The sequence below is a fragment of the Sphingobium sp. LF-16 genome, assembly GCF_003711185.1.
GTDB classification, from domain to species: Bacteria; Pseudomonadota; Alphaproteobacteria; order Sphingomonadales; family Sphingomonadaceae; genus Sphingobium; species Sphingobium yanoikuyae_A.
Genome location: NZ_CP029335.1, coordinates 2,993,047 through 3,019,574 on the forward strand (window position 1 = coordinate 2,993,047; position 26,528 = coordinate 3,019,574).

Genomic DNA, 26,528 nt, shown 5'->3' on the forward strand with positions numbered 1-26,528 from the left:
ATAATTAGTCCGAGTAATTCGTGGGCATGGCAACGGGCCAGCCCCTTGGGGAGGACTTGAAAATGGCTATCCGGCCGATCGCACTCTGTTCTGCGTCGCTTGTCGCGCTGACCCTGTCGGGCGCCGCCTTCGCGCAGACCGACGCCGCTCCGCAGACCGTTACTCAGGAAGCACCGACCGAAGATATCGTCGTCACCGGCGTGCGCGCGTCGATCGTCGGCGCCCTGAACGTCCGCAAGGAATCGACCCAGATCGTCGATTCGATCGTGTCCGAAGACGTCGGCAAATTGCCTGACAATAATGTCGTCGAAGCGCTTCAGCGCGTAACCGGCATCCAGGTTACCGACCGCGCCGGCGGCGAAGCGGCGACCATCACCATTCGCGGCCTGACCGACCCGTTGACCACCCTTAACGGCCGCAACATCTTCACTGCCGCCGGCACGTCCTTCGCCCTGCAAGACATCTCGGCCAACCTCGTGAAGCAGGTCGATGTCTACAAGACGCGTTCGGCCGACCAGCTCGAAACCGGCCTTGCCGGCCAGATCGACGTCCAGACCCGTCGCCCGCTCGACTTCGATGGCTTCACCATTTCCGGCCTGGCGCGCGGCGTCTATTCGGAGCTGGCGGACAAGTTCAATCCGAACGTCGCTCTGCTGGTCAGCGATCGCTGGGAAACCGGCATCGGCGACATCGGCTTCCTGATCAACGGCAGCTACACCCGTGCCCATTATCGTAACCAGAATCTCCAGGCCGGCGCCATGGTGCCCTTCGCCACCGAGAATCCGCCCGAAGGTTCGGGCCTGACCCCGCTGCAGCGTATCTTCCCTGGCGCGACCAACGAGAACTGGACGCCGGGCCTCGACGCCGGCCTGCCGACCGCACCGGGTTCGACACTCAACATCAACGGCGTCGAAACGCCCTATTATCTCTCGCGTGACGCCGTCATCGCCTCCGACCTCTACGGCAAGCGCGAGCGTCCGTCGGTCAACGCTGCGCTCCAGTGGGCGCCCAATGACAGTTCGGTTTACACCGCCGAGGTGTTCTACACCGGCTTCCGTGGGGAAACCTTCAACAGCCTGCACTTCAGCTTTGCCGACTGGTGGGGCAACCTGCCCGCCGACGTGGCCAACAGCTTTGAACTCTATGATGGCACCAACATCATCAAGTCGCGCCAGATGGGCGCGGTCGCCGGCTTCAACAGCGGCGACATGGCGACCAACAAGACAGACAGCTATGTCTATGCGCTGAACGCCAAGTGGGACGTGGGTGAGCGCGGCAAGATCGTCGCCGACATCGCCTATCAGGACAGCAAGAACGAAACCTCCTTCTTCGCTATCCGTACCGATCGCGGCCCGCTCGACATCGACGTCGATTTCAACGCCGGTGGCGGCCTGCCTGCCTACAGCTTCGCCAATCAGGGCGTGCTGACCGATGCAAGCCAGTGGACCGTCGGCAACCTGTTCGACAGCGGCACCAAGAACACCGGCAGCGCCCTGACCATGATGCTGGACGGCGAATATAAGTGGGATGAAGGCTTCCTGCGTCGCATCAAGGCCGGCTTCCGCTTCGATGATCGCAATGCCGATTCCTACGTCCGCGATCAGGGCGCCGGCGGCCTGCCGGGCATGACACTGGCGGCCTTCAGCCAGGGCACTCCCTTCACCAACAGCGGCTTCTTCGACGGACGCGCCGACATCCCGACCAGCTGGGTGCTGGCTGACCCGCGCAGCATGGACAAGGATGCTGTCCGCAGCCTCTATCGTTCCGTAGCCCCCGGCCTGTTGCTGTCGGACGAAATGACTTTCGGCCATGTGTTCGGCATCAACGAAACCAATCTGGCCGCCTATGTCATGGCTGATGGTGAAGTCGAAATCTTCGGTCGCCCGCTGCAGCTTCAGGCTGGCGTGCGCTTCGTTGCGATCGACACGCTGTACGACTATTTCGACCGCGGCAATAATTTCGCGCGCACCACCGTGTCGACCGGTTCGGAAAAGTTCCTGCCGTCCTTCACCGCGCGCTATAATCTGACCGACAATCTGCGCATCCGCTTCAACTATGGCGAAACGCTGCGCCGTCCGGCCTTTGGCGATCTCAACCCCAATCTGGCGCTGACGGGCGATCTCTCCCGCATCGGCTTTGGCTCGGGTTCGTCGGGCAACGCCAATCTGCGTGCGACCCATTCGAAGAATATGGACCTTGCGATCGAATGGTATTTCGAACGCAACAGCGCCATCTATGCGACCGCTTTCCGTCGCAAGATCGACGGTCTGGTTGTGCCGCTGACCGTGCGTGAGTTCATCCCGAACAACTATCTGCCGCGCAACGAAACCTATACCGAATATTTCAACATCACCCGGCCTGAAAACGCCTCGAACGGCACGCTCAAGGGTGTGGAACTGGGTCTCACCTACTTCCCGTCCTATCTGCCGTCGATCCTCGATGGCCTGGGCTTCACCGGCAGCGCGACGATCCTGGATTCCGAACAGACGATCCCGGTCGTCAACAATGAAGGTGAGATCACCGGCACCGCCAAGTCGGCCTTCTTCGGCGTGTCGAAGCTGTCCTATAACGCCACGCTGGCCTATGACAGCGGCCCGGTCGGTGCCCGCCTGTCCTACATCTGGCGCAAGGGCTTCCTGAACAACAATGAAGGCCGCTCCTTCGCCAACCCGATCGGCATGTGGCGCGCGCCCGAAAAGAGCCTGGACTTCCAGCTGACCTGGAACGTCAATGACGATATCGGCGTCACTTTCGACGCGGTGAACATCACCAAGGCGAAGCAGCAGAACTATTACAAGTTCGGCGATGTCGGCAATCCGACGGAGTTCAACTCCAGCACGCTGCTGATTGATCGGACCTTCGCTCTGGGTGTTCGCTTCAAGTTTGACTGAGTGCCCGATGGGGCGTGGCGTCTCCTCGCTGCGCCCCATTTTCATGGCGGTCGTTCCGGGAACCCTCTCCAACTCCCCGGAACGGCCGCCATATTTGTTTCAGGATACAGGGAGACGGACGATGCGCGCGATGAGGATGCTTCTGCTGGCAGGGGCTGCCATGATCGGCATGGGCGCCGCCTCTCCCCCTCCCCGCTCCGCCGGCCTCGATACCCATGCGATCGCGGTGCAGCGCTTCGGCAATGACGCGCCCTGGTATCAGGATCGCATCCCCTTCTTCGAATCCGCCGACCCCAAGATCGACGCCGTCTATTATTATCGCTGGCAGCTCTATCGCGGGCATCAGCGCGACCTGGGCGAAGAAGGGTATATCACCACCGAATTTTTCGACGATGTCGACTGGCAGCGCCATCCCTATGCCAGCCTCAACGACGCGACCGGCTTTCATCTGGCCGAAGGGCGCTGGCTGAACGACCGGCGCTTTGCCGACGACTATATCCGCTTCATGTATCGCGGCGGCAATGACCGCCACTTCACCGACTATATGGCGGACTCGGTCTGGGGCCGTTACCTGATCGATGGCGACAAGGCGGGCGTGCTCGAACATCTGCCGGTGATGCGCCATATCTACCGCCTGTGGGACGAGAAGTTCGACTTCGACAAGGGGCTCTATTTCGTCGAGCCGCTGCTCGACGCGACCGAATATACCGTCTCCTCGATCGACGCTTCGGGCGGCAAGGACGGCTTCCGCGGTGGCGACGCCTTCCGCCCCTCGGTCAACAGCTACATGTATGCCAATGCCCGCGCGCTGGCGAAGATGGCGACCATGGCCGGCGACACCGCCATGGCGCAGGAATATGAGGCGCGGGCACAGGCGCTGAAGGACCATGTCCTTGCCGACCTGTGGAGCGAGAAGCTCGACCATTTCATCGACCGGCACGAGAGCCGCAAGAATCCGCACGTCAAATATTGGGATCCGATCCGCAATCGCGAACTGGTCGGCTACCTCCCCTGGATGTTCGACCTGGTCCCGGACGACGCCAAATATGCCGGCGCCTGGGCGCATCTGCTCGACCCCGCCTCGCTCGCCGGCAAGGCGGGCATGCGCACGGTCGAAGCGAATTACGAATATTATATGCGGCAATATCGCTATCTGGGCGATGCACCGGAATGCCAGTGGAACGGCCCGATCTGGCCCTATCAGACGACCCAGGTGCTGATCGCCATGGCCAATCTGCTCGATCATCATGCCCAGCAGGGCCCGGTGACCCGCAGCGACTATATGCGCCTGCTGCGCCAATATACCGCGCTCCATTATCAGGGGAACCGGCTCGATCTGGAGGAGGATTATCATCCCGAAACCGGCAAGCCGATCGTCGGCCTCGATCGCAGCCATCATTATTTCCATTCGGGCTATAATGACCTGATCCTGGGCGGTCTGGTCGGCATCCGCCCCCGCGTCGACGACGTGCTGGAGGTGAACCCGCTGCTGCCCGACGCCGGCGATCCGCAGGCGCTGGCCTGGTTCCGGGCGCAGGACGTGCCCTATCATGGCCATCGCATCGCCGTGACCTGGGACGCGGACGGCAGCCATTATGGCCGGGGCAAGGGCCTGTCGGTCGAGGTCGACGGCAAGGAAGTCGCCCGGCGCGAGACATTGGGCCGGATCGAGCTGCCGGTGGCGCGCGTCGCCAATGCGCCGGTCGCCCGGCCGATCAACCGCGCCGTGCAACTGGTGCGCGGCCAGTTCCCGATCGGCAGCGCATCCAGCAACACCGACCCCGAAAATGTCCATGACGCGATCGACGGCCGCACCTGGTTCTTCCCCGAACTGCCCAATGGCTGGTCCTCCGCGCCCGGAGAGGCCAACCAATGGTATGCCATCGACCTGGGCAAACCGGTGTCCATCGGCCGCGCCGAACTCGCCTTCTTCGCCGACGGCAAGCAGTTTGCCGTGCCGCAATCCTATCGCCTGCAGGCCATGGTCGATGGCCAATGGCGCGATGTCGCGACGCCCAAGGGCGCGCCGCTCGCCAATGGCGTGACCGACCTGCGCTTTGCCGGCCGCGCCGCGCGCCAGTGGCGGGTGCTGATGCGCCAGCCCCAGGGCAAGGCGATCCGGCTGGCGGAGATCAAGCTGTTCGACCGCTGAATTGGCTATGGCCCTCGATCGTGACGCAGCCTAAACGGACCGTCGCCCTGTTCAGCAAGCTGTGTTAGGGCGGATCGATCGGCGGCCCGGCACTGCAGGCCGCCAGCAATAAAGGGCATGATGGTGACAGCGGCTGGCGAGCTTCGGTTTCGCTTTCGATTGCTCGGCGATTTCCGCCTGATCGACGAGGCGGACGGACGCGACCATAGCCCGCGCAGCCGCAAGGCCTGTGCCCTGCTTGCCCATCTTGCGCTGGAGCCCGATCGCCGCGCCAGCCGCGACCGGCTGGTCGGCCTGTTGTGGAGCGACCGGGGCGAGGTGCAGGCCCGCGCCAGCCTGCGCCAGGCACTGACCGACCTGCGTGCGCATCCGGCCGCCCCGCTCATCCAAATCGAACGGCGTGACCTGCATCTGGCAGAGGGTGGCTTTTCCAGCGACCTGGGCGAGATACTGGCCTGCGCCGCCGCCAACGACCTGAACGGACTGGCCCGTATCCTGGATGGCGCGGGTAGCGCGATACTGGACGGGCTGGAGGGACTGGATCGCAGCTTCGACGACTGGCTGATGATCGAACGGCAACGCTGGCGCGAGCGCATCGTCCAGGATGTGCTGCACGCTGTCGAGCGCAATGGCCAGGACGATCTGCTCGACCTGCGCCGGGCGATCCTGACCCAGTTGCAGCGGCTCGACACCGGCGATGAACGGATCGCCCGGCTCGGCATGGCGCTCGACCAGAAGGCCGGCGACCATGTCGCGCTCCACCGCCGCTACCGCCAGTTGGAGACCGGGCTGCAACGCGATCTGGATGCCCGCGTGTCGCCCGACACCGAAAGACTGCTGCGCGAACTGACGACGGTCGGATCGGTCATCGCTCCCGCCCCGCGCGCGACCGCCGCGCCCGCTGTCGCCACAATCCCGCAGGCCAATGTCGAGCCGCCGATCCTGGTGATCGCCCCTTTCAGGCTGATCGGCGATAGCGGCCCGGACGGCGCCCTGCTCACCAGCATTTGCCATGACGATCTGCAGACCGCCCTGGGTGGCATGCGCGACCTGCGCATCCTGTCAGTCGACGCGCCATCGGCCGAGCGGATGAAGGCGGCCGCCCCCGCCTCGATCGCCAGCTATGCGCTGGACGGGTCGGTCCGCGCTGATGGCGACGGCTGGCGCATCAATCTGCGCATGACGCGGATCGACAGCGGCTTCCTGGTCTGGACGCGCCAGTTGACCGTGCGCCAGGGCGAATTGCTCGCCGCGATCGACGATCTGGTCGCCCGGATCGCTGGCGCCATCCTGCCGGTGGTCGAACGCGATGTCGGCAAGCTGATGGAAGGACGTGTGCCCAGCGGGTCGGACGCCTATCCGCTCTATTTCACCGCCCGCGCCAAGATATTGGCCGCCGCCAACCTGGCCGAGGTGCAGGAAGGCGCCGACCTGCTGGAACGCGCGATCCTGCTGGAGCCGCGCCTGACCAACGCCTATCTGCAACTGGCGCGCCTCTACAACACCGATTTCATGCAGTTGATGGCGGGCCATGATGCCGCGCCGCTGCGCGCCCGCGCCTTCGACCTCTGCACCCGCGCGGTCGCGCTGGAACCCACCCATGGCGGCGTGCAGTCGCGCCTCGCCTGGTGCTATTTGCGGCGCGGCGACATGAAGCAGGCGATGCAGGGCTTCATGACCGCGCTCGACCTGACGCCCTTTCACGCCGACGGCATCAACGAGATCGGCTTCGGCCTCGTCCATCTGGGCGAGATGAAGGAAGCGCAGCGCCTGATCGCCCGCGCCTTCGAACTGAACCCCTTTCCGTCGGACGAATATTTTTCCGATCTGGCCGTGCTCTACGCCCTGTCGGGCGAGCATGAGGCAGCGGAAACCCAGTTCGAGATCGGCCGCAATCGATCGATCCATTATCTGGCGGTGCGGGGCGCCAATCTGGGCATGCTGGGCGGCGCGAAGCAGGCCGCCCCGGTGATCGACGAACTGCGCCAGCGTTTCGCCAGCCTGTGGCAAGGCGATGCTCCAGCCCGCGACGCCGATCTGGTCGACACCATGATCCAGTTCCTGCCGCTGCAGGGGCCGGCCGAACGCAGCCTGTTCCTAACCGGGCTGGAACAGGCCGGATTGCGCATCACGCCGCGCTGATCTCCGCGCGCAGGCTGCGCAGGAAGAAGCTTTGCGGCGGCGGCGCGACATGCGGCACGGCCACCGGGCCAGCAATCGTCCACAGCAACAGCTCCGCATCCTTGCGCTTGAGGCTAAGCCCCTGATCGATCGGTGGCAGGTCGCGCCCGGTCGCCTGGCGGAAGGCGTCGCCGATCAGCGCCCAGCTGCGATCGCGGAAATTCATCCGCCGCGCCAGCCGCAGCAGCAGTGCGCGGTCGCCTGCCGCCATCTCCGCCTGCGCGATCGCATGCTCGGCATCGACCAGCGCCAGCGTCATCGCGCGATGTCCCAATTCCGCCGGCGCATGGCTGACCATCACCGCATCGTCCCGCTCGATCTGCCCCGTCCTGTAAGCCTGCGCGATCGCGCCGATGCCCACCATGCCGAACGGCGCCAGTTCCGCCGCGCGCAATGCGCCCAGGCTGGCCGCGCCATAGACGGCGATCCCCTCGGCCATCACCTGGATGATTTCCTTGTGCCAGACCGATGGCGTGGTTTCGAACAGTCCGTCGATCAGGCCGATCGCGGCCGGTCGTTCGATCGCGGCGCGCAGCATGTCGCCGCGCCGCGCCGGCCCGCGCAACTCGACACCATCGGGCAAGGCCATCACGGAACCGCCCAGGCTCGGCCCGGCAAAGACAATCGCATGCAGACTCATGCCGGCTCCATCGCCGCTTGCATCGTGCCTGTGCGCGATGGCCGATCATGATCGCCAAAGGCCGGCACCAGCAGCTTCACCACATCGATGCCGAGGTCGGGCCGGGTCAGGTCATGACAGGCGACCGGCCCTGCCCCCACCATCGCACAGCGATCGAGCAGCCAGGCCAGATCATCCTCCGCCCCGTCATGCGCCACGGAGGGCACCGCCGACCAGGGTCGGGTTGCCGGCGCGAAATCGAGCATCGCCAACAGGAAGCCCTGCCGCTGCTGCCCGGCATCGCGATAGCGCGCCGGATCGATATCGTCGCGCGCACCGGCGATCAGCGCGGCACGGGTCTGCGCCGCCTCGCAAATGGCGCGAGCGAGTGCGACGCCGGCATCGGGATGGCATCCCGCCCCCATTGCCGGCGGCAATTGCACGCTGCGGACGGCACCGCGTTCCGTGATCGCGCAGCCGATCACCGCCGCGCCGATCGGACCGGTCATGTCCCACAAGGATAGCGACAGGCCCGCGCGCCGCACTCGCGCGATCAGGCTGCGGCCCAGCCGGTCGGTCACGCTGTCCAGATCGATCGCGCTCGCCCGGCGCGCGCGCAGTCCCCGTTCCAGCCAGCGGGCATGATCCTCGCGCTCGATCAGTTCGCACAGCGCCGAACAGCGCGCCTCGGCCGGGGTGTTGCCGGATGCCAGCCCATTGCTGTTGGGCCACAGATCGGGTTCGGCCGGCACGGTGAAATCCATCGTCACCAGCCCATGGGGTATCCGCATGGGCCGGCCGCTCAGCAGGTCGATCGCCTCGACCCAGCCGCGTGGTCGTACCGGATCGAAGGAAGCGCCCTGCTTGTCGGCCCGTGCCATCTGGCTCCAGAGCCGGGCTTCGCCGGCATCGGCACAACTGTGGCTGCTGGCGGGACAGGTTTCGGCGTGATGCAGTTCGATCGCTTCCATCAGCGCGGAGACACGCGCGGCATCAGGCGTGGCGCCCTTGCCCTGCGACACCGACAGCGACAGTGACAGGGGACGGACCGCCTGGAATACAGGGATGCCGATGCGGTCGAGGCCGGTCACATCGGCCAGCCGCGTGACGCCCAGCGCACGAGCCGCAGGCGCGATCCGTGCGAGGGTGTCGGCAGGACGGCGGGAGCGATGCGCCCCGCGCCGGAACATCTTCATGGGCGCGATCGGCCTCAGGCGAAGTCGGCCTTGCCCGACCCGATCTCGGCAAAATAGGCGCGGGTGGCGCGCTGCTGCCCCGGCAGGGCGACCGCGTCCAGAACCGGACCATCGGTGAACAGTCCGGCCACGCCAGCGATCGCCGCCTTGGCATCATCGCCGTCATCATCGGCGGCCAGATAATGGACCTGCTCGACAAAGGCATAGCCAACGACCTTGGCCGGATCGGCCGGGTCGGTCAGCTTGATGACATAATTGGCGTCGGAGTCGTAGGATTCAGCCATATATACCCCCATAGTTCGTGACGGATCAAAAGTAGGTTGCGGGACCGTAATGACAAGCAGGGCGAGGACAATAAGGGAAACCCCTATCAACGCCGCACGGAGCATATCAGACATAAGCGAAGGGTTCGACTGAGCGCTTCACATACATGGCCTTGCCGTTCGGGCTGACCGACACGCCCCAATAGCATGCCTCGCCCATCCCCGGTTCGATCGAGATGCGCACATCCTTGCTCGGCAATTCCACCTGCACCGGATCATTGCCGGCCGGCAGGCTGAGTTCCAGCGTGTGGGCGACGCCGATCTTGGCGCGGGTCTTCACATGGTCGAGCCAATGCACCAGCCTATCGCCGATCGAGATACGGACGCTGTCATCCTTGAATCCCTGTTCGAGTGCGATGGTGATTTTGCGAAATTCCGACATTGTTGGTCCCCTTTCGGAATAATGGGGCGCACCGCCATGACAGGCGATGCGCCTGCATGGATCAGATACTGAGGCCGTTCGCCTTGAGGGCCAGCATGCGCTGCATGTCCTGGCCCAGGTTGAAGCCGCCGATGACATCGCCCGCCCGAACCGCGTCGAAGCCCAGCCCCGTCTGACGCAGCGCCGGGGCAACCCCGCCATCCAGCGCGCGAGCCAGCTTGCCTGCCTCGCGCAGGAACCGGGTATGGCCAACGGCATTGACGGCGGCATCGGCGCTGCCCTCGGTCGCGATCGCCAGCAGGTGGCGTGCTTCCTTGAGATCGGCGTCATAAACCTCGATGCGGCGGGCGGCCGCAGCAGGGGTCTCACCGGGCCGTGCCCGCTCATCCACCTGCAGCAGCTTATATTCGTCGGCCAACGGGCCAGCGAGCGCGACCGCCGCCTGGCGCGCGAGCGGATGCTGGCGCATCCGCGTGGCCGCCCTCAGCGCATCGACCGCCGATTGGACGCCGCGCGTGCCGTTGACGGCCAGCACCTGGCCGACTTCCGGGGTGAAGATATCCTGCGCCAGCCGCTCTTCCTCGCGGCTTTCGGGCGGCTCCACCTTCACCTCCAGCGCGTTGGAGATGACGGCCCGGCCATCGACGACCAGCATCGCCTGGATGGTGTAACGGCCCGGTTCGGCCATGTCCCAGCCATTGCGGCCAGCGCCGACCAGCACGCTGTCATAGAGCGCCTCACCCTGACCCAGAATGATTTCCAGGCTCTCGCCGCAATGGCGCGAATAGGGCGACCATTGGCGCGCGGGCCGGCCATCCTTGCTGATGATCAGGGTCAGGCCTGCCCGTTCCGACAGGCGCGCCGCCGATGCCAGCTTGGGCCGGCCGCTGCGGTTGACCAGTGCCATCTCGACCACCGGCGGCAACAGATAGGGTAGGCGATTGTCGCGGGCATTGACAGACAGAGTCAGGCCGAACTCCTCATTGGGGTCCAACGCCACCTGCGAGAAGCCATGCTGGTCGAACCAGTCGGCATTGCCCATCTGCACGAAGCGTTCGGGGCCATGGCGCATGAACAGCAGTTCGGGATCGGAAAAGCGGAAGTCGAAATCGGCAAAGAAGGCCGCCTGGCCGCCCGCCACCGCATAGGGATAGTTCATGAAGCTGCGCGCTTCGGGATCGTCGGCCAGCGGAATCCAGGGCGTGCCCAGCGACTTCTGCCAGCTATGCGCCAGGTTGAAGGCGTGGCCGACCTCATGCGCGGCCGTCCAGAAGCGCATCCGCCGCACCCAGGCGTCGGGATCGGCATCGCCCGCCGGCGGATGGGCGATGAAAGCGTCGGTGAAGATGGCCGTCCCCTGGCGATGGTTCGACCCGATATCGTCGAACATGATGCCGCCCAGGCTGCTGCCCTGCACATGGAGCGAGGCGAACAGCACCCACAACGACCATTGCGGCTTGTCGGCAAAGCGCGACCAGTAGATCTGCATCGCGTCATGCATTTCCTGGTCGGTCCAGCGCTGATCGGCGCCGGCCGCACCGAGCGGGATGGCGCCATTGCCGGGCGCGTCGCTGACGTTGAATCCCGCCCGCCGATAGACGGTGTCAAGGCTCAGCGTCTCGCTGGCCATGGTCGCGGGATGATTGGGATGATCGTGCGTGCCGATCTCCGTCACGCGGGTCGCGCCGGCCACCGTGTCATATTCGAACTCGGCCGGACGGAAGCTTGCAGAGCTGAACTGATAGGTGCGCACGAAGCTCGCCGCGCCACCGCCGCTGAAGGTCGCCTCGACCTTGCGCTGGGCGGCGAGCAGGCTCTTCGTCACCTTGAGGCTGATCTGGGTATGGGGGATGGCGCCGACCTGACCATCCTTGAACCAGATCTGGCCGCTATAATGATTGGCACCGGTCCGGGTCAGCGCCGCAACCCAGCTGACCACCGGCCCCAGCGGGCCGGCGCGCGTGCCGCTGACCGTCATCTGCGGATAGCGGCCATCGACGTCCAGCCGCAGTTCCTCGCGCGTATAGAGCGTCAGCGCATTGATATCATCGTCGAAGCGATCGACCGCACCGGGCAGCGCGCGCGGCATCGGGAAGCGCGGCGAGCGCACGAAATTGTAGCGGCCGCTGGCCTGCACCAACAGCGGCAGGTGCCGCACCGGCCGCAGCTTGGGGTCGATGTCGAAACCGGCCATGTCGGTATCGAGCGCGCTGTCGCCGTCAAAATCGGCGGGATCGAAATCGGCAGTCATCATTCCCTCCTGTCGGCGCGCGTCGGATGCCCGCGCTCGCAGGATCGGGAATGACATGGTCAGTGTGAGGCCAGGTGTTGGTCGAACGTGAAAAAAGCGTCAATCCGACCGAAAAATCGCTTTCCGTAGCGTCAATATCAGGAAAATCGCGCCACATCCCGCAGCGATCCCGGCATGCAGCAGCCAGAAGGCAGTGGCCGGCATGCGGGCGTAGAAGCCCCCCACCCAGCCGACCAGGATATTGCCCAGGAAGAAGACGAGATAATAGAGGCCGATCGCCAGCCCGGCCTGACGCGGCGGCGCGGCGCGGGTGAACAGCGCCAGGCTGACCGGCAATATATGGGCAAAACCGATGCCGTTGAGCAGATGGAAGGTGATCGCCCAGCCAAGCCCCGTTCTGCCGTCCGCACCCGCCAGCGCCGATCCCAGTGCCAGGCAGAGCATGCCCCCCGTCGCAAAGAGCGACCCGATCGTCAGCTTGGCAAGATCGCCGGGTTCGGGCCGGTGGCGCGCATAACGGCGATAGACGAAAGGCAGGCCGGCAAGGATCGCCAGGCCCAGCCCCGCATCGAGGGTGATGAGCCAGCTCGTCGGCACGCGCAGCCCGCCCAACGTCAGCTCCAGATGCGCGTCGCCCCAGATCAGATAGGCGTTGAATATCTGATTGTTGGGCAACAGCGCCACCGCCAGCAGCGGGATCAGCAGGACGATGCCCAGCAGGCCACGCAGATCCTGCCCGGTCATGCGCCCGCGCCCGTTCGATCTGGGGCGATAATCGTCAACCGGCAGATGCCTGCGTCCGGCGAGATAGATGATCGTGGCGATCACCATGCCAACCCCGGCGACGGCAAAGCCGACATGCCAGCCGCGCGTTTCCGCCAGCGTGCCGATCACCAGCGGCGCGGCGATCAGGCCGATATTGATCCCCAGATAATAAAGCTGGAACGCGCCATCGCGACGCGGGTCATCATGGCGATAGAGCGCGCCGATCTGGCTGGCTAGATTGCCCTTGAACAGGCCGCTGCCCAGCACCAGCAAGCCGAGCGCGGGCAGGAAGGCGGCCTGGACCGCCATCAGGAAATGGCCCGCCATCATCGTCAATGCACCCAGCAGCACCGTGCGATGCCGGCCCAGCAGCCGGTCCGCGACCAGCCCGCCCAGGATCGGCGTCACATAGACGCTGGCGAAATAGGTGCCGACAATGGCGGAGGCGAGCGGCTGGCCGTCCAGCCCGCCATAAAGCTGGCGAAAGGCATCGAAGAAGAGCAGGCCGTCGGCCTGCCCCGGCTGCAGCAGATGCTTGACCAGATAGAGGGCCAGCAGCGACTGCATGCCATAATAGGAGAAACGCTCCCACGCTTCGGTGAACAGCAGATAGGCGAGGCCCCGCGGATGACCCAGGAACGCGTGATCGCCCTGGCTCATGGCTGCGCGCCCGGCCCCTTGTAGATGACGCCGTCCTTCATCACGAAGCCGACCTGGCGCAATGCGTCGATGCTACGGGTCGGATCGCCCTCGACCGCGACCAGATCGGCGAGCAGGCCCGGCTTCACCGCGCCCAGCCGGTCGGCAATGCCGAACAGTGCCGCATTGCCGCTGGTCGCCGCGACCAGCACGTCGCGGGGCGCCATGCCGGCGGCCGCCATCAGCTCCGCCTCGCGGGCATTGTCGCCATGGGCGAACACGCCGACATCGCCGCCCAGGCAGAGGGTGACGCCCTCCACCCGCGCGCGGGCAAAGGCCTGGCGCGCCTGGACGACCGCTGCCGGCGCCGGTTCCGTGCCGGTCCAGCCGCGATAGCGCGCTGTGGCATCGGACGCCGCCAGGGTCGGGCAATAGCCGACGCCATGCGCCTTCATCAGCGCGAAGGTCGCGGCGCTCCCCTCATAGCCATGCTCGATCGTGTCGACCCCGGCCAGGATCGCCCGGCGCATCCCCTCGTCGGTGGCGGCATGGGCCGCGACCTTGCGCCCGGCGCTGTGCGCAGCCTCCACTGCCGCTGCCATTTCCGCCTGGGTGAAGGTCGGCCGGCTCGGCTCGCCCTTGCCCCAGCGATAGTCGGCATAGAGTTTCACGACATCGGCGCCGGCCGCGATCTGTCGCCGCACCGCCGTCACCAGATCGGGACCGCCGGCTTCCTCCGCGCCCAACGGCACGACGACGCCCGGCTCGAAGCCACGCGGGCCATAAGCGCCCGGTGCCACCAGCGCGCGGGTCGCGACCAGCATGCGCGGCCCGGCGACGATATCCTGCTCGATCGCCTGCTTGAGGCCGACATCGGCATAGCCAGCCCCTTCGGTGCCCAGATCGCGCACGGTGGTGAAGCCCGCCATCAGCGTCGCCCGCGCCGACACCGTGGCCCGCACGGTGCGCAGCGCCAGCGGCTCGTGCAGCACCTGATCGTCCCAGCTTGTCTCGTTATAGGGGTGCAGGAAGAGGTGCGAATGGCCCTCGATCAAGCCGGGGAGCAGGGTCTTGCCGGGCAGGCCGATCACCCTTGCCCCAGCCGGCACCGCGATCCCCGGTCCGGCCGCCTCGATCCGGTTGCCGCGCACCAGCACCGCCCATCCGCGATGCGACGTCGCGCCGTCGAACACGGCATCGGGGCGCAGCAGATAGAGCGCCGGCGCGGCCTGCTCCGCCCCCGCCGGCATCGGCGCGACGAACAGAAAGGCCAGCAGGATCAAAAGCCTGTGCATCGATATCATCCCCCTTGACGGGAGGCTGCTTGCGCCGCCCCGCCCCCTTCATTACTCCCCCTCTCTATGACGAAATTCCTGCCGCGCGCCACCTCCCTTGCGGGGGCATTGGTCGCTCTTGCCGCCTGCCCTGCCCTTGCCCAATCGCCGACCGCGCTCTCGCCGGCCAAGGTCACCATCACCCGCGACCAGTGGGGCATCGCCCATGTCCATGGCGCAACCGATGCCGACGCCGTGTTCGGCATGGTCTATGCCCAGGCCGAAGACGACTTCAACCGGATCGAGACCAATTATCTGGTCAACTTGGGCCGCCTCGCCGAAGCCGAGGGCGAAAAGGCGATCTGGCAGGATCTGCGCCAGCGCCTGTTCATCGATCCTGCCCGGCTGCAGGCCGACTATGCCCGCAGCCCGGCCTGGCTCAAGAAGCTGATGCAGGCCTGGGCCGATGGCCTGAATTATTATCTCTCGACCCATCCGATGGTGAAGCCGCGCGTCATCACCCGGTTCGAGCCGTGGATGGCACTGAGCTTCACCGAAGGCAGCATCGGCGGCGATATCGAGCGGGTGCCGCTGACCCAGCTACAGGCCTTTTACGAGAAGAAGCCGGTGGCGCTGACCATGCTGGAACAGGGCCTGGCCTATCGCGAGCCGCAGGGGTCGAACGGCTTTGCCATCGCGCCGTCCCGGACGGAAGGCGGCCATGCGCTGTTGATGATCAACCCGCACACCAGCTTCTTCTTCCGGTCCGAACTGCAGATGAGCAGCGACGAAGGGCTGGACGCCTATGGCGCGGTCACCTGGGGCCAGTTCTTCATCTATCAGGGCTTCAACCGCCATATCGGCTGGATGCACACGTCGAGCGGCATCGACAATGTCGACGAATTTGCCGAGACGATCGTGCCGCAGGGCGATCGCCTCTTCTACCGCTATGGCAAGGAATTGCGGCCGGTCACCGAAAAGACCATCGCCATTTCCTACCGCACGCCGGACGGCAAGCTCGCCCAGCGCGCCTTCACCGGCTACTCCACCCATCATGGCCCGATCGTGCGGACCGAAGGCGACAAGTGGATCGCCTTCGCGCTGATGAACAAGCCGGTGCCGGCGCTGGAACAAAGCTATCTGCGCACCAAGACCAGCGATTATGCGAGCTTCCTCAAGGTCGCGGAGAATAAGGCGAACAGCAGCAACAACACGCTGCTGGCCGACGACAGGGGCGAGATCGCCTATCTCCACCCGCAATTCGTGCCGATCCGCGACGATCGCTTCGATTATACGAAGCCCGTGGACGGCAGCGATCCGGCGACCGACTGGCGCGGCCTGCATGACCTGTCCAGCCTGCCCCAGGCGGTGAACCCGAAGGGCGGCTGGGCGATGAACACCAATAACTGGCCCTGGACGGCCGCCGGCGCGGATAGCCCACAGCGCGCGGCCTTTCCCCGCTACATGGACCAGGCCGGCGAAAATCCGCGCGGCCCCCATGCGCAGATCGTGCTGTCGGCCAATGAGCATTTCACCCTCGATAGCCTGATCGGCGCGGCCTATGATCCCTATCTGACCGGCTTCGCGCGGCTGGTTCCGGGCCTGATCGCGGCCCAGGACAGGGCGCCCGATCCGGCGCTGGCCGATGCGGTGCAGAGCCTGCGCGGCTGGGATTATAAATGGAGCCTGACTTCGACGGAGACTTCGCTCGCGGTCTTCTGGGGCGAGGCACTGTGGAAGGCGGTGGCCCCGGCCGCCAAGGAGGCGGGCCTGTCCACCATCGACTATATGGCGACCCGCGCGACCGACGCGCAGAAGCTCGCGGCACTGCGCGAGGCGGTCGAGCGGCTGACCACCGATTTCGGCAGCATCGCCGTGCCCTGGGGCGAGATCAACCGCTACCAGCGCAATGACGGCGCGATCGTCCAGACGTTCGACGATGCCAAGCCCAGCACGCCCATTCCCTTCGCCTCGTCGCAATGGGGATCGCTCGCCGCCTTCGGCGCGGCGCGCTATCCGGGGACGAAGCGCTATTATGGCACCAAGGGCAACAGCTTCGTCGCGGCGGTCGAATTCGGGCCGAAGGTCGTCGCCCGCGCGGTCAGCGCCGGGGGCGAGAGCGGCGATCCCCACTCGCCCCATTTCGCCGATCAGGTCGACCTCTATGCCAAGGGCGATCTGCGCCCGGTCTATTTCTACCCCGAAGATATCAAGGCCCATGCCGTCCGCACCTACCGGCCCGGCGAATAAGGACAGATGATGAAAACTGCCCGCCTTGCCGCCCTGATCGCCTGCGCCCTGCCCTTCGCCGCTTTTGCCCAGCCGCCCAAACCGGCCGAGGAAGTGATACTCTATAGCGGCGCCACCATCATCGACGGCACCGGCGCGGCGCCGCGCGGCAATCAGGACATGCTGGTGCGCGGCGACCGGATCGTCGCGCTGGCGCCGCATGGCGGCCTGCCCGCCGCCGATGTCGCCGGCGCGAAGCAGGTCGATCTGGCCGGCCGCTATGTCATCCCCGGCCTGATCGACAGCCATGTCCATATGGCAACCCCGCCCAATGCCGTGCAGGCCAAGGCGATGCTGCGCCGCAATCTCTATGGCGGGGTGACGGCGGTGCGCGACATGGCCGACGATCTGCGCTCGGTCGGCGAACTGGCGCGCGAGGCGCGCATGGCCGAGATCCCTGCGCCCGACATCTATTATGCCGCGATCATGGCCGGCCGCCCCTTCTTCGCCGATCCGCGTGTCGCCGCCGCCAGCCAAGGGGTGACGCCGGGCACCGCGCCCTGGATGCAGGCGATCGACGACAGGACCGACCTCAAGGAAGCCATCACCCTGGCGCGTGGCACATCGGCCAGCGCGATCAAGGTCTATGCCGACCTCACTCCGCGGCAGGTCAAAGCCGTGACCGCCGCCGCCCATCGCCAGCATATGCTGGTCTGGGCGCATAGTTCGGTCTTCCCCACCCGCCCGGCCGACGTGATCGCCGCCGGGCCGGACGCGATCAGCCATGTCTGCTATCTCGCCTATCAGCGCGAGCCGGTGATGCTGGCGGCGTATGAAGACCGGACGCCGGTGCATGAAAATCTGCTGGCGCCGGGCGATGATGACCCGGTGATGGCCGACCTGTTCCGCGCGATGCTGAAACAGGGCACGATCCTCGACGCAACCGGCGCGCTGTTCGTGAAATATGAGGCCAAGCGCAAGGCCGATCCCAAGGCGAAGCCGCTGCGCTGCACCGGCGACCTCACCACCCGCCTCACCCGTCAGGCGTGGAAGATGGGCGTCCCCATCTCCACCGGCACCGATTTCGTCGGCGAGGTCGAGGATCAGTGGCCCGCCGTTCATGAGGAACTGCTCTTCCTTGCCCGCAATGTCGGCATGCCGCCGGTCGAGGTGATCCGGTCCGCCACGCTGGTCGGCGCGCAGGCGGCCGGGCAGGGCAATGAAATGGGCTCGATCGAACCGGGCAAGCTCGCCAATTTCGTGGTGCTCAAAGGCGATCCGGTCGCCGACATCGCCAATATCCAGACGATCGAGACGGTGGTGAAGCGCGGCAAGGCCTATGCCCGCAACGCCTATGTGCCGGTGACCAAGGACGAGATGGGGGACGACGAATGAAGCTGGATCGGCGGAATTTCATGGGCGTGTCGGCCGCGATGCTGGCGGCCAGCGGCGCGCGCGCGGCAGGCGTGGAGGCCGATCCGATCAAGGACATGATCGTCATCAATGCGCTCGGTGGCCTGGGCGATCCCAACCAGCCCGCCGATTCACTGGTCCCGCAGTTCAGCCCGCGCGTGCTGGCGGAAGCCCATGCGTCCGGCTTGACTGCCGTCAACATCACCATTGGCTATGTCTCCGGATCGGATGACCCGTTCGTCCAGAGCGTGCGCGAGGTAGCGGAGACTGATGCGCAGATACGTGCCAACAGCCGCGACCTGATGAAGATCCTGACCGCCGCCGACATAAGCCGCGCCAAGGCGGAAGGGAAAGTGGGCCTGATCTACGGATTCCAGAATGGCGCGATGATGGGCCAGGATGCCAGCCGGGTCGATATTTTCGCCAATCTGGGCGTGCGCATCTTCCAGCTGACCTACAACCCCGCCAACCAACTGGGCGACGGGTCGATGGCGCCGGGCAATCGCGGCCTCACCCCGTTCGGGCGCGAGGTTGTCGCGCGCTGCAATGCGCAGCGGGTGATGGTCGACCTGTCCCACAGCGGCGAGCAGACCTGCCTGGAGGCGGCACGCATTTCCAAACAGCCGATCTCGATCAACCATACCGGCTGCCGCGCCGTCACCAACCTGCCGCGCAACAAGACCGATGCGGAACTCAAGCTGGTCGCCGATCGCGGCGGCTTCATCGGCATCTATTTCATGCCCTTCCTCGACCTGTCTGGCCATGCCCGCGCCGAGCATGTCGTCGCCCATATCGACCATGCGGTGAAGCTGTGCGGCGAGGATCATGTCGGCATTGGCACCGACGGCACGGTGACGCAGATCGACGACCTGAAGGCCTATGAGGCGGTGCTGGCCAAGGAAATCGCCGCGCGCCAGGCCGCCGGGATCAGCGCCAAGGGCGAACGATCCGACACCTACCCCTTCGTCGTCGACCTGCGCGGCCCGGACCAGTTCCGCAAGCTCGTTGGGCTGCTGCGCGCCAAAGGCTATTCGACGGCCCGCATCGAGAAGATATTGGGCGGCAATTTCCTTGCCTATGCCGAGATGATCTGGGGAGCATGAACCAATGCTGGCAGGCGTAGAACTGGGCGGCACCAAGTGCATCTGCATCCTGGGCACCGGGCCGGACGATATCCAGGCGCAGGTGGAAATTCCGACCACCACGCCTGCCGAGACCCTGTCAGCGGTGGCCGCGACATTGGCCGGATGGGATTTCGCAGCGCTGGGCCTCGGCAGCTTCGGACCGCTTGATCTTGATCCGGCGTCGGCCAGCTTCGGCTCGATCGTCAGCACGCCCAAGCCTGGCTGGAGCGGAACGGACATCACCCACCTCGCGGCCGGACGCCCCTTCATGGTCGATACCGACGTCAATGGTGCAGCGCTGGCCGAGGGTCGCTGGGGCGCGGCGCAGGGGTTGACCAGTTGGGCCTATGTCACGGTCGGCACCGGCATCGGCGTGGGCAGCATCGTGTCCGGCATGCCCGTGCGCGGACTGGGCCATAGCGAGGCCGGGCATATGCGCGTGCCGCGCGCCGCCGGCGACGATTTTGCAGGCAATTGCCCCTTCCATCGCGATTGCCTGGAGGGACTGGCCAATGGTCCCGCGATCGAGGCGCGGACCGGCCAACGCGGACGCGACGTGTCCGCTGATGATCCGCAATGGTCGTTCGTCGCCCATGCACTGGCGGCAATGTGCCATAATCTGGCGCTGACCAGCCTGCCCCAGCGTATCCTGATCGGCGGTGGGGTCGCCATGGGCCAGCCCCAGTTGATGCCATTGATCCGCGATGGACTGACCGCCAGCCTGGCGGCCTATGGCGCGGCTGCGACGATCGCATCGATGGACGACTATGTCGCCCACCCGGCACTGGGCGACCGCGCCGGGCCGCTCGGAACGATCGCCCTTGCCGACATGGCCCTGGCGGCATCGCGGCGCTGATCGCCACGCGGATGTTGCGCCCCTGGACCCTGCCGCTCAAGGAACGGGTGCGGATCGCGCCGGACAGCCCGCGCTACATGCAGATCGCCCATGGGCTGATTCACGAGATCGAGCGCGGCCGGCTGTTGCCCGGCGAGTTCCTGCCAAGCAGCCGGGAACTCGCCGCCGCGCTGGAGGTCAATCGCAAGACCATCGTCACCGCCTATGAGGAACTGATCGCGCAGGGCTGGCTGGTGAGCGCAGGCACGCGCGGCACGATCGTGTCGACCTCCCTGCCCAGCAGCGACGATGCCCCTGCCCCGCCGATCGCCCCCGACACCCGCCAGCCGGACGAAACCGAATATCCCTTCCTGGCCGCACCCGACCGGCTGATCGCCATCCCGGCGGGCAAATGGCGCAAGCTGGACGAGGGCGTCGCCGACGGACGCCTGTTTCCCGCCGACCTCCTCGCCCGCGCCTATCGCAAGGCGGCGGAGGGGGCCTCGCGCGCCAATGCGCTTCACTATCGCGACCCGCGCGGGTCGCCACGGCTGCGACAGGAGATCGCCAGCATGTTGCGGCGCCAGCGCGGGCTGATGGTCAGCGCTGAGAATATCTGCATCACCCGCGGCAGCCAGATGGGCGTGTTCCTGACCGCGCGCATCCTGATCCGGCCGGGCGACGCGGTGCTGGTCGAACGGCTGACCTATGAGCCGGCCGTCGCCGCCTTCCGTGCCTGCGGCGCCAAGATCGTCACGGTCGGGCTGGACGAGGACGGGGTCGACGTCGCCGATGTCGAACGCGCCTGCCGCAAGCATCGCGTCCGCGCCATCTTCGTGACGCCGCATCACCAGTTTCCGACCACCGTGTCGATGCGGCCCGAGCGGCGGCTGCGCCTGCTGGAGCTGGCGCGGCAATTCGCCTTCGCGATCATCGAGGATGATTATGACCATGAGTTCCACTTCGGCGCGCAGCCGCTGCTGCCGATGGCGAGCTACGCCCCGGCGCGGGTGATCTATGCCGGGTCGATGTCCAAGCTGCTCGTGCCGGCTTTGCGCATCGGTTACATCGCCGCCGCGCCCAAGGTCGTCGACGCGCTGGCCTATCAGATCTCGCTGATCGACGGCATGGGCAATACCGTGACGGAGGAGGCCGCCGCCGAACTGCTGGAGAGCGGCGAGGTGCGGCGCCATGTGCGCAAGACCGCGCAGATCTACGCCCGGCGGCGCGATGCCTTCGCGCGCAATCTTGACAGCGAAATGGACAGGTTGATCGACTATCGCCTGCCCGATGGCGGCCTCGCCTTCTGGTTGCAGTTCAAGGACATGGCGGCGCTCGACCGGCTGGAAGCGCGAGCACCCGAGATCGGCCTCAGCTTCGCCTCCTCGCACAGCTATGCGGCCGAGGAAGGGACCGAGCGGGGGCTGCGCATCGGCTTTGCCAGCCTGACCGAGGAGGAGGCGAAAGAGGTGTTGCAGGCGCTGCGCCGCTGCGCCGAACCCTGATCTTACTTGGACCCCTTCACTTTCCCGAATTGGATGTTTCGGGCGGGTCCAATGCCGGCGCAGTGTCATGCATATGAAATATGCGCCCCGCTCCCCGGACGACATCGTCACCCTGATCGGCGACCATCCGCTCTGCTGGATCGTCTCCCATAGCGAGGCCGGCTTCGGCGCGACGCCGCTGCCGCTGCTGGCCGAATGCGACGCGGACGGTGCGCTGGTGTCGTTGCTGGGCCATTTTGCCCTGTCCAACCCGCAGGTCGCGCAACTGCGCGCGGCGCCCCGCGCCACCGTGCTGGTGAACGGGCCGCAGGGCTATATCTCACCCGAAATGCAGTCGAACCCGACATGGGTGCCGACCTGGAACTATGCGATGGCGGTGCTGACCGTCGATGTCGAGCTGTTGCCGGAAGCGACGCGCGAGTCGATCGAGACGCTGACCGACCGGATGGAGGCGGGCCGCGTCGCCCCCTGGCATATCGATGACGCCGGCGCGCGGCTGGAACCGATGATGAAGCATATTATCGGCTTTCGTGCCCATGTCCGCGCGATCGATGGCCGGTTCAAGCTGGGCCGCGACGAAAGCCGCCAGGGCATCAACGAGATTGTCGGCAGCCTGGCCCCCGGCGGCCTGCGCGACTGGATGCAGATCTACAATGAGGACCGGCTGGACGAAACCAGCCACGAGGGAGCAGAGCAATGATGTTCAGCCGACGCGAGATGCTGGCCGGGGGTGCGACCGGCCTGGCCGGACTGGCATTGAGCAGCAGCCTGTGGGCGAAGGGACAGGTGCTCGACACCGCCTATGTCAATGCGACGGTCTGGACCGGCGAGGGCATGCCGACGGCGCGATCGGCGATCGGCATCGCCCACGGACGCATCGCCGCGATCGGCGCGGCGGCGGTCAAGGCGCAGTCGAGCAAGACCACCCGTATCATCGATCTGGGCGGCGCCTTCGTCATGCCCGGCTTCACCGACGCGCACACCCATTTCCTCACCGGTTCCTATCTGCTGAGCCAGCCCAATCTGCGCGAGGCGAAGAGCCCGCAGGAATTTGCCCGCATCGTCGGCGAGGCGGCCAAGAGCCTGAAGCCCGGCCAATGGTTGCAGGGCGGCAGCTGGGACGCGGAGCTATGGGGCGGCGAATTGCCCGACCGCAGCTGGATGGACCCGGTGACGCCCCATACCCCGGTCGCGGTGCAGCGACTGGACCTGCACATGCTGGCGCTCAATTCGCTGGCGCTGAAACTGGCCGGGATCGACCGCGACACCCCCGATGTAGCCGGCGGCATGATCGTGCGCGACAAGGATGGGAACCCGACCGGCATCCTGAAGGATGCGGCGATGGACCTGGTCAAGCGCGCCATCCCCGCGCCGACCGACGCCGACAAGGAGGATGCCGCGCGCCAGGGCATCGCCCATGGCCTGTCCAAGGGCGTGGTGCAGGTCCACACCACCGAACTGGACTGGATCACCCATGACACGCTGCGCCGCCTGCGTGCCAAGGGCGAGACCGACATGCGCTTCTATTCCTTCGTGCCCCTGCAGGACTGGGCGAAGCTCAAGGCGCTGATCGAGGCTGAAGGGCGCGGCGACGACTGGGTCCGCTGGGGCGGACTGAAGCTGCAATATGATGGATCGCTGGGGTCGCGCACGGCGATGTTCTATCGCCCCTATGACGACGCGCCCGACAATAAAGGCTTCCCGATCCACAAGCGCGCCGATGTCCAGCAATGGACCAACGATGCGGATGCGGCTGGCCTGCAGATCACCATCCACGGCATCGGCGACAAGGCGAATGACGAGGCGCTGGACATCTTTGCCGCCGCCGCCGCGAAGAATGGCAAGCGCGACCGCCGTTTCCGCATCGAACATGCCCAGCATCTGGCGCCGGCCGCGATCCCGCGCTTCGCGCAGCAGCAGGTCATTGCATCGGTCCAGCCCTATCATGCGATCGACGATGGACGATGGGCGATCCAGCGTGTCGGCGCCGAGCGGCTGAAGGGCACCTATGCGTTCAAGTCGCTGCTCGACGCCGGGGCGAAGGTCGCCTTCGGATCGGACTGGCCGGTGGCGCCGCTCGATCCGCTGACCGGGGTCGCCGCCGCCGTGCTGCGCCAGACGATCGACGGCGCAAACCCTGGCGGCTGGCTGCCCGAGCAGAAGATCAGCATGCTCCAGGCGCTGCATGCCTATACCGCGACCAACGCCTTTGCCGGTTTCAGCGACGACCGGATGGGCCTGCTGAAGCCCGGCATGCTGGCCGATTTCGCGGTGCTGGACGCCGATCTGTTCGCGATCGATCCGGCGAAGATTGGCGCGACCAAGGTGCTGCGCACGATCGTCGGCGGTCGCCAGCGCTTTGGCGAAGGGAGCGACATCTAACAACAGAGCAAGGGAGAAAGCCGGCCGGAACAAGGCCGGTTCTCACATCATAAGGGGAATGACAATGAACAGACTGACGCATCTCAAGACTGTGAGTTTCACCGCCATGGCGGCCGCGACCATCTTGTCCGGCACCGCCCTTGCCCAGGCCCCGGCCGCCAGCGACAGCGAGACGATCATCGTCACCGCCGGCAAGCGCGACGAGGATATCCGCCAGGTCGCCCTGCCGATCAGCGCCGTCACCGGCGAGCAGCTCAAGAAGATGAACGCCAACAGCCTGTCGGACTATATCGTCCGCCTGCCCGGCGTGGTGTTCAACGATTACCAGCCCGGCATTTCCGAAGTCGTGATCCGCGGCGTCGCCGCCACCACCTATCATGAGCAGGGCCAGACCACGGTCGGCTATTATCTCAACGAAGTGCCGGTGGTGGAGCCGGGCTTCCCGATCGGCATCCCCGACGTCGACACGTTCGACCTGCAGCGCGTGGAAGTGCTGCGCGGGCCGCAGGGCACGCTGTTCGGCTCCTCGACGCTGGGCGGCTTGGTCAACTATGTCGCCAATGTCGCCGATCCGTCCAAGGTCGACGCCGCCGCATCGGGCCTGGTCGGCACCACCAAGAATGCCTCGGGCGAACTCAATTATGCCGCCAAGGCGATGATCAACATCCCGCTGGTCGCCGATCAGCTGGCGCTGCGCCTGGTCGCGCTGCAGCGGTCGGACGCGGGCTATCTCGACAATCCCGGCATCGGCGTGAACGGCTCGAACGATTATCGCACCCGCGGCCTGCGCGGATCGATCGTCGCCAATCTGGGCGAGACGACCAAGGTCACCTATCTGTCGAGCTGGCAGGACAGCAAGCTGGACGACCAGACCTATCTCGACCTGCCAAACCCCTATGTCCGCAACCTGCCGCGCGCCGAAACCCAGAAGACGAAATTCTGGATGAACAGCCTGCGGCTGGACCAAGAAGTGAGCGACATCGCCAATCTGACGGTGCTGGGGTCGATCACCAAGAAGACCAACACCACCATCTTCTCCTACCCCTATGCCTATGTGACCGGCGTCACCACCGGCAATGGTGCGGCCTATTCGCTGGGCGAGGCCGATGCGCTCATCAAGACGGTTGAGGCCCGCCTCGCCTCGGCCGGCGACGGTCCGTTCAAATGGCTGGTCGGCGTCAGCTATTTGCAGGCCAAGAAGAACAGCTATGACCAGATTTTCCAGGCCGGTGCCGCCGACTATATCGACGCCAATCCCGATCTGTTCGGGGGCTATTCCGGCGCGCAGCTGACGCCCGGCGACCGCCTCTATGGCTATTTCACCAAGAGCACGAACGAGGATTTCGGCGTGTTCGGCGAACTGTCCTACAAGCCGGTGGAGCAGATCGAGATCACGCTGGGCGGTCGCTATTATGACACCACCGCCAAGGCCGACGTGCTGAACCAGGCCGGTGCGCTGGGCGGCTATGAAGGCGGCTACACGCCGACCGACAGCAGCGGCAGCGTCAACCAGAAGGAAGACGGCTTCTTGCCCAAGGCGACGATCGCCTGGCGCCCGTCGAAGGATGTCATGGTCTATGCCACCTATTCGCAGGGCTATCGCGTCGGCGGCATCAACCCCAATGCCGGCCTGCTGCCCAGCATTCCGGAGGCCTATGAGAGCGACAAGGTCAAGAATTACGAAATCGGCGTGAAGGCGCAGACGCCCGACGGCCGCTTCGCCATCGACCTGACCGGCTTCCATCTCGACTGGAACAATATCCAGGCGCGCCTCTTCGGCCCCGGCCCGTCCTATTATTCCTATGTCGTCAATGCCGGCGGCGCGCGCGTCAACGGCGTGGAATTTTCCGGCACGGTGAATGTCAACAAGATCGTCCACTTCACCACCAACGTCACCTGGCAGGATGCGGAACTGACCGAATTCCTGCCCTATCCGTTCGACGTCGCGGGGCTGGGCGGCTATGCCAAGGGCACGACGCTGCCGGGCTCGTCCAAATGGTCGATCGCCAATAATCTGACGCTCAGCTTCGCCGATGTGACCGGCGCCCCCAGCTTCGACATCGCGCACCGCTACCTCTCGTCGGCGCCGACCAGCTTCGACGATGTCTCGCGCCGTGGCGACTTCAACGTGTTCGACCTGCGCGCCTCGGTCAGCCTGGGCGAGAAGGTCCGGCTGATGGCCTTCGCCAACAATGTGTTCGACAAATATGGCGTGCTGAACGCCCCGTTCGCGAACGATGCGGCGACGCCGCAGGGCTCGATCATCCGGCCGCGCACCATCGGCCTGCGTGCCGACTGGAGCCTCTAACCGCCTTGAAGAACGGGGCCGCATCCGCAAGGTTGCGGCCCCGTTCCCTATCTGCCTTC

Annotated in this window: 18 protein-coding genes; 11 read left to right on the top strand and 7 right to left on the bottom strand. The window is 65.8% G+C overall.

All coding sequences use genetic code 11. The features are described from left to right. Nucleotides 1-62 precede the first annotated feature (62 nt). The 3 genes from DIZ22_RS13860 to DIZ22_RS13870 all read left to right on the top strand — a co-directional run bounded on the left by DIZ22_RS13860 (nucleotide 63) and on the right by DIZ22_RS13870 (nucleotide 7,185). Nucleotides 63-2,891: a TonB-dependent receptor gene (locus DIZ22_RS13860; protein WP_010338082.1), complete on the top strand. Its 2,829-nt coding sequence runs from the start codon at nucleotides 63-65 to the stop codon at nucleotides 2,889-2,891. Between the two features lie 130 nt (nucleotides 2,892-3,021). Beyond that, nucleotides 3,022-5,043 carry a discoidin domain-containing protein gene (locus tag DIZ22_RS13865; protein ID WP_234415720.1) on the top strand — a complete coding sequence of 674 codons (2,022 nt, stop codon included), beginning with the start codon at nucleotides 3,022-3,024 and terminating at the stop codon, nucleotides 5,041-5,043. Nucleotides 5,044-5,160: 117 nt separating this feature from the next. After that, complete coding sequence (locus DIZ22_RS13870) at nucleotides 5,161-7,185, top strand: trifolitoxin synthesis, TfuA (RefSeq protein ID WP_122928353.1); 2,025 nt, start codon at nucleotides 5,161-5,163, stop codon at nucleotides 7,183-7,185. Here DIZ22_RS13870 and DIZ22_RS13875 read toward each other — a convergent pair. The 7 genes from DIZ22_RS13875 to DIZ22_RS13905 all read right to left on the bottom strand — a co-directional run bounded on the left by DIZ22_RS13875 (nucleotide 7,172) and on the right by DIZ22_RS13905 (nucleotide 14,694). Further along, nucleotides 7,172-7,864, bottom strand: coding sequence for a TfuA-like protein (locus DIZ22_RS13875; protein ID WP_048937409.1), 693 nt, complete (start codon nucleotides 7,862-7,864; stop codon nucleotides 7,172-7,174). The two genes, DIZ22_RS13870 and DIZ22_RS13875, sit on opposite strands and share 14 nt — an antisense overlap. Further along, on the bottom strand, nucleotides 7,861-9,039 hold the full coding sequence (locus DIZ22_RS13880; protein WP_048937410.1) for a YcaO-like family protein: 1,179 nt from the start codon (nucleotides 9,037-9,039) through the stop codon (nucleotides 7,861-7,863). The genes DIZ22_RS13875 and DIZ22_RS13880 overlap by 4 nt, the downstream gene beginning before the upstream one ends. Nucleotides 9,040-9,053: 14 nt before the next feature. Beyond that, nucleotides 9,054-9,323, bottom strand: a complete 270-nt coding sequence (locus DIZ22_RS13885; RefSeq protein WP_048937411.1) for a hypothetical protein — start codon at nucleotides 9,321-9,323, stop codon at nucleotides 9,054-9,056. Nucleotides 9,324-9,429: 106 nt separating this feature from the next. After that, on the bottom strand, nucleotides 9,430-9,744 hold the full coding sequence (locus DIZ22_RS13890) for a hypothetical protein (protein WP_004208507.1): 315 nt from the start codon (nucleotides 9,742-9,744) through the stop codon (nucleotides 9,430-9,432). A 61-nt stretch (nucleotides 9,745-9,805) separates the two neighbouring features. Beyond that, nucleotides 9,806-11,998, bottom strand: coding sequence for a hypothetical protein (locus tag DIZ22_RS13895; protein WP_234415719.1), 2,193 nt, complete (start codon nucleotides 11,996-11,998; stop codon nucleotides 9,806-9,808). A gap of 96 nt (nucleotides 11,999-12,094) precedes the next feature. Beyond that, nucleotides 12,095-13,420 (bottom strand): peptide MFS transporter, encoded by a 1,326-nt coding sequence (locus tag DIZ22_RS13900; protein WP_048937412.1) that lies wholly within the window; start codon nucleotides 13,418-13,420, stop codon nucleotides 12,095-12,097. Continuing rightward, a complete protein-coding gene (locus DIZ22_RS13905; protein WP_122928834.1) occupies nucleotides 13,417-14,694 on the bottom strand; it encodes an amidohydrolase family protein in 1,278 nt (425 codons plus the stop codon). Before DIZ22_RS13905 ends, DIZ22_RS13900 begins: the two co-directional genes overlap by 4 nt. Before the next feature lie 66 nt (nucleotides 14,695-14,760). Between DIZ22_RS13905 and DIZ22_RS13910 the strand changes: the two genes are divergently transcribed. The 8 genes from DIZ22_RS13910 to DIZ22_RS13945 all read left to right on the top strand — a co-directional run bounded on the left by DIZ22_RS13910 (nucleotide 14,761) and on the right by DIZ22_RS13945 (nucleotide 26,469). Continuing rightward, a complete protein-coding gene (locus DIZ22_RS13910; protein ID WP_048937414.1) occupies nucleotides 14,761-16,923 on the top strand; it encodes a penicillin acylase family protein in 2,163 nt (720 codons plus the stop codon). A 9-nt stretch (nucleotides 16,924-16,932) separates the two neighbouring features. Further along, on the top strand, nucleotides 16,933-18,297 hold the full coding sequence (locus DIZ22_RS13915; protein ID WP_048937415.1) for an amidohydrolase family protein: 1,365 nt from the start codon (nucleotides 16,933-16,935) through the stop codon (nucleotides 18,295-18,297). Further along, nucleotides 18,294-19,418 (top strand): membrane dipeptidase, encoded by a 1,125-nt coding sequence (locus DIZ22_RS13920; protein ID WP_048937416.1) that lies wholly within the window; start codon nucleotides 18,294-18,296, stop codon nucleotides 19,416-19,418. The genes DIZ22_RS13915 and DIZ22_RS13920 overlap by 4 nt, the downstream gene beginning before the upstream one ends. Nucleotides 19,419-19,422: 4 nt before the next feature. Next, nucleotides 19,423-20,295: an ROK family protein gene (locus DIZ22_RS13925; protein ID WP_048937417.1), complete on the top strand. Its 873-nt coding sequence runs from the start codon at nucleotides 19,423-19,425 to the stop codon at nucleotides 20,293-20,295. Nucleotides 20,296-20,306: 11 nt separating this feature from the next. Beyond that, nucleotides 20,307-21,779 carry a PLP-dependent aminotransferase family protein gene (locus tag DIZ22_RS13930; protein ID WP_048937418.1) on the top strand — a complete coding sequence of 491 codons (1,473 nt, stop codon included), beginning with the start codon at nucleotides 20,307-20,309 and terminating at the stop codon, nucleotides 21,777-21,779. A gap of 67 nt (nucleotides 21,780-21,846) precedes the next feature. Next, complete coding sequence (locus tag DIZ22_RS13935; protein WP_048937419.1) at nucleotides 21,847-22,479, top strand: FMN-binding negative transcriptional regulator; 633 nt, start codon at nucleotides 21,847-21,849, stop codon at nucleotides 22,477-22,479. Next, nucleotides 22,476-24,161 (top strand): amidohydrolase, encoded by a 1,686-nt coding sequence (locus DIZ22_RS13940; RefSeq protein WP_122928354.1) that lies wholly within the window; start codon nucleotides 22,476-22,478, stop codon nucleotides 24,159-24,161. Before DIZ22_RS13935 ends, DIZ22_RS13940 begins: the two co-directional genes overlap by 4 nt. 64 nt (nucleotides 24,162-24,225) lie before the next feature. Then, nucleotides 24,226-26,469 carry a TonB-dependent receptor gene (locus DIZ22_RS13945; RefSeq protein WP_048937421.1) on the top strand — a complete coding sequence of 748 codons (2,244 nt, stop codon included), beginning with the start codon at nucleotides 24,226-24,228 and terminating at the stop codon, nucleotides 26,467-26,469. Nucleotides 26,470-26,528: the final 59 nt, after the last annotated feature.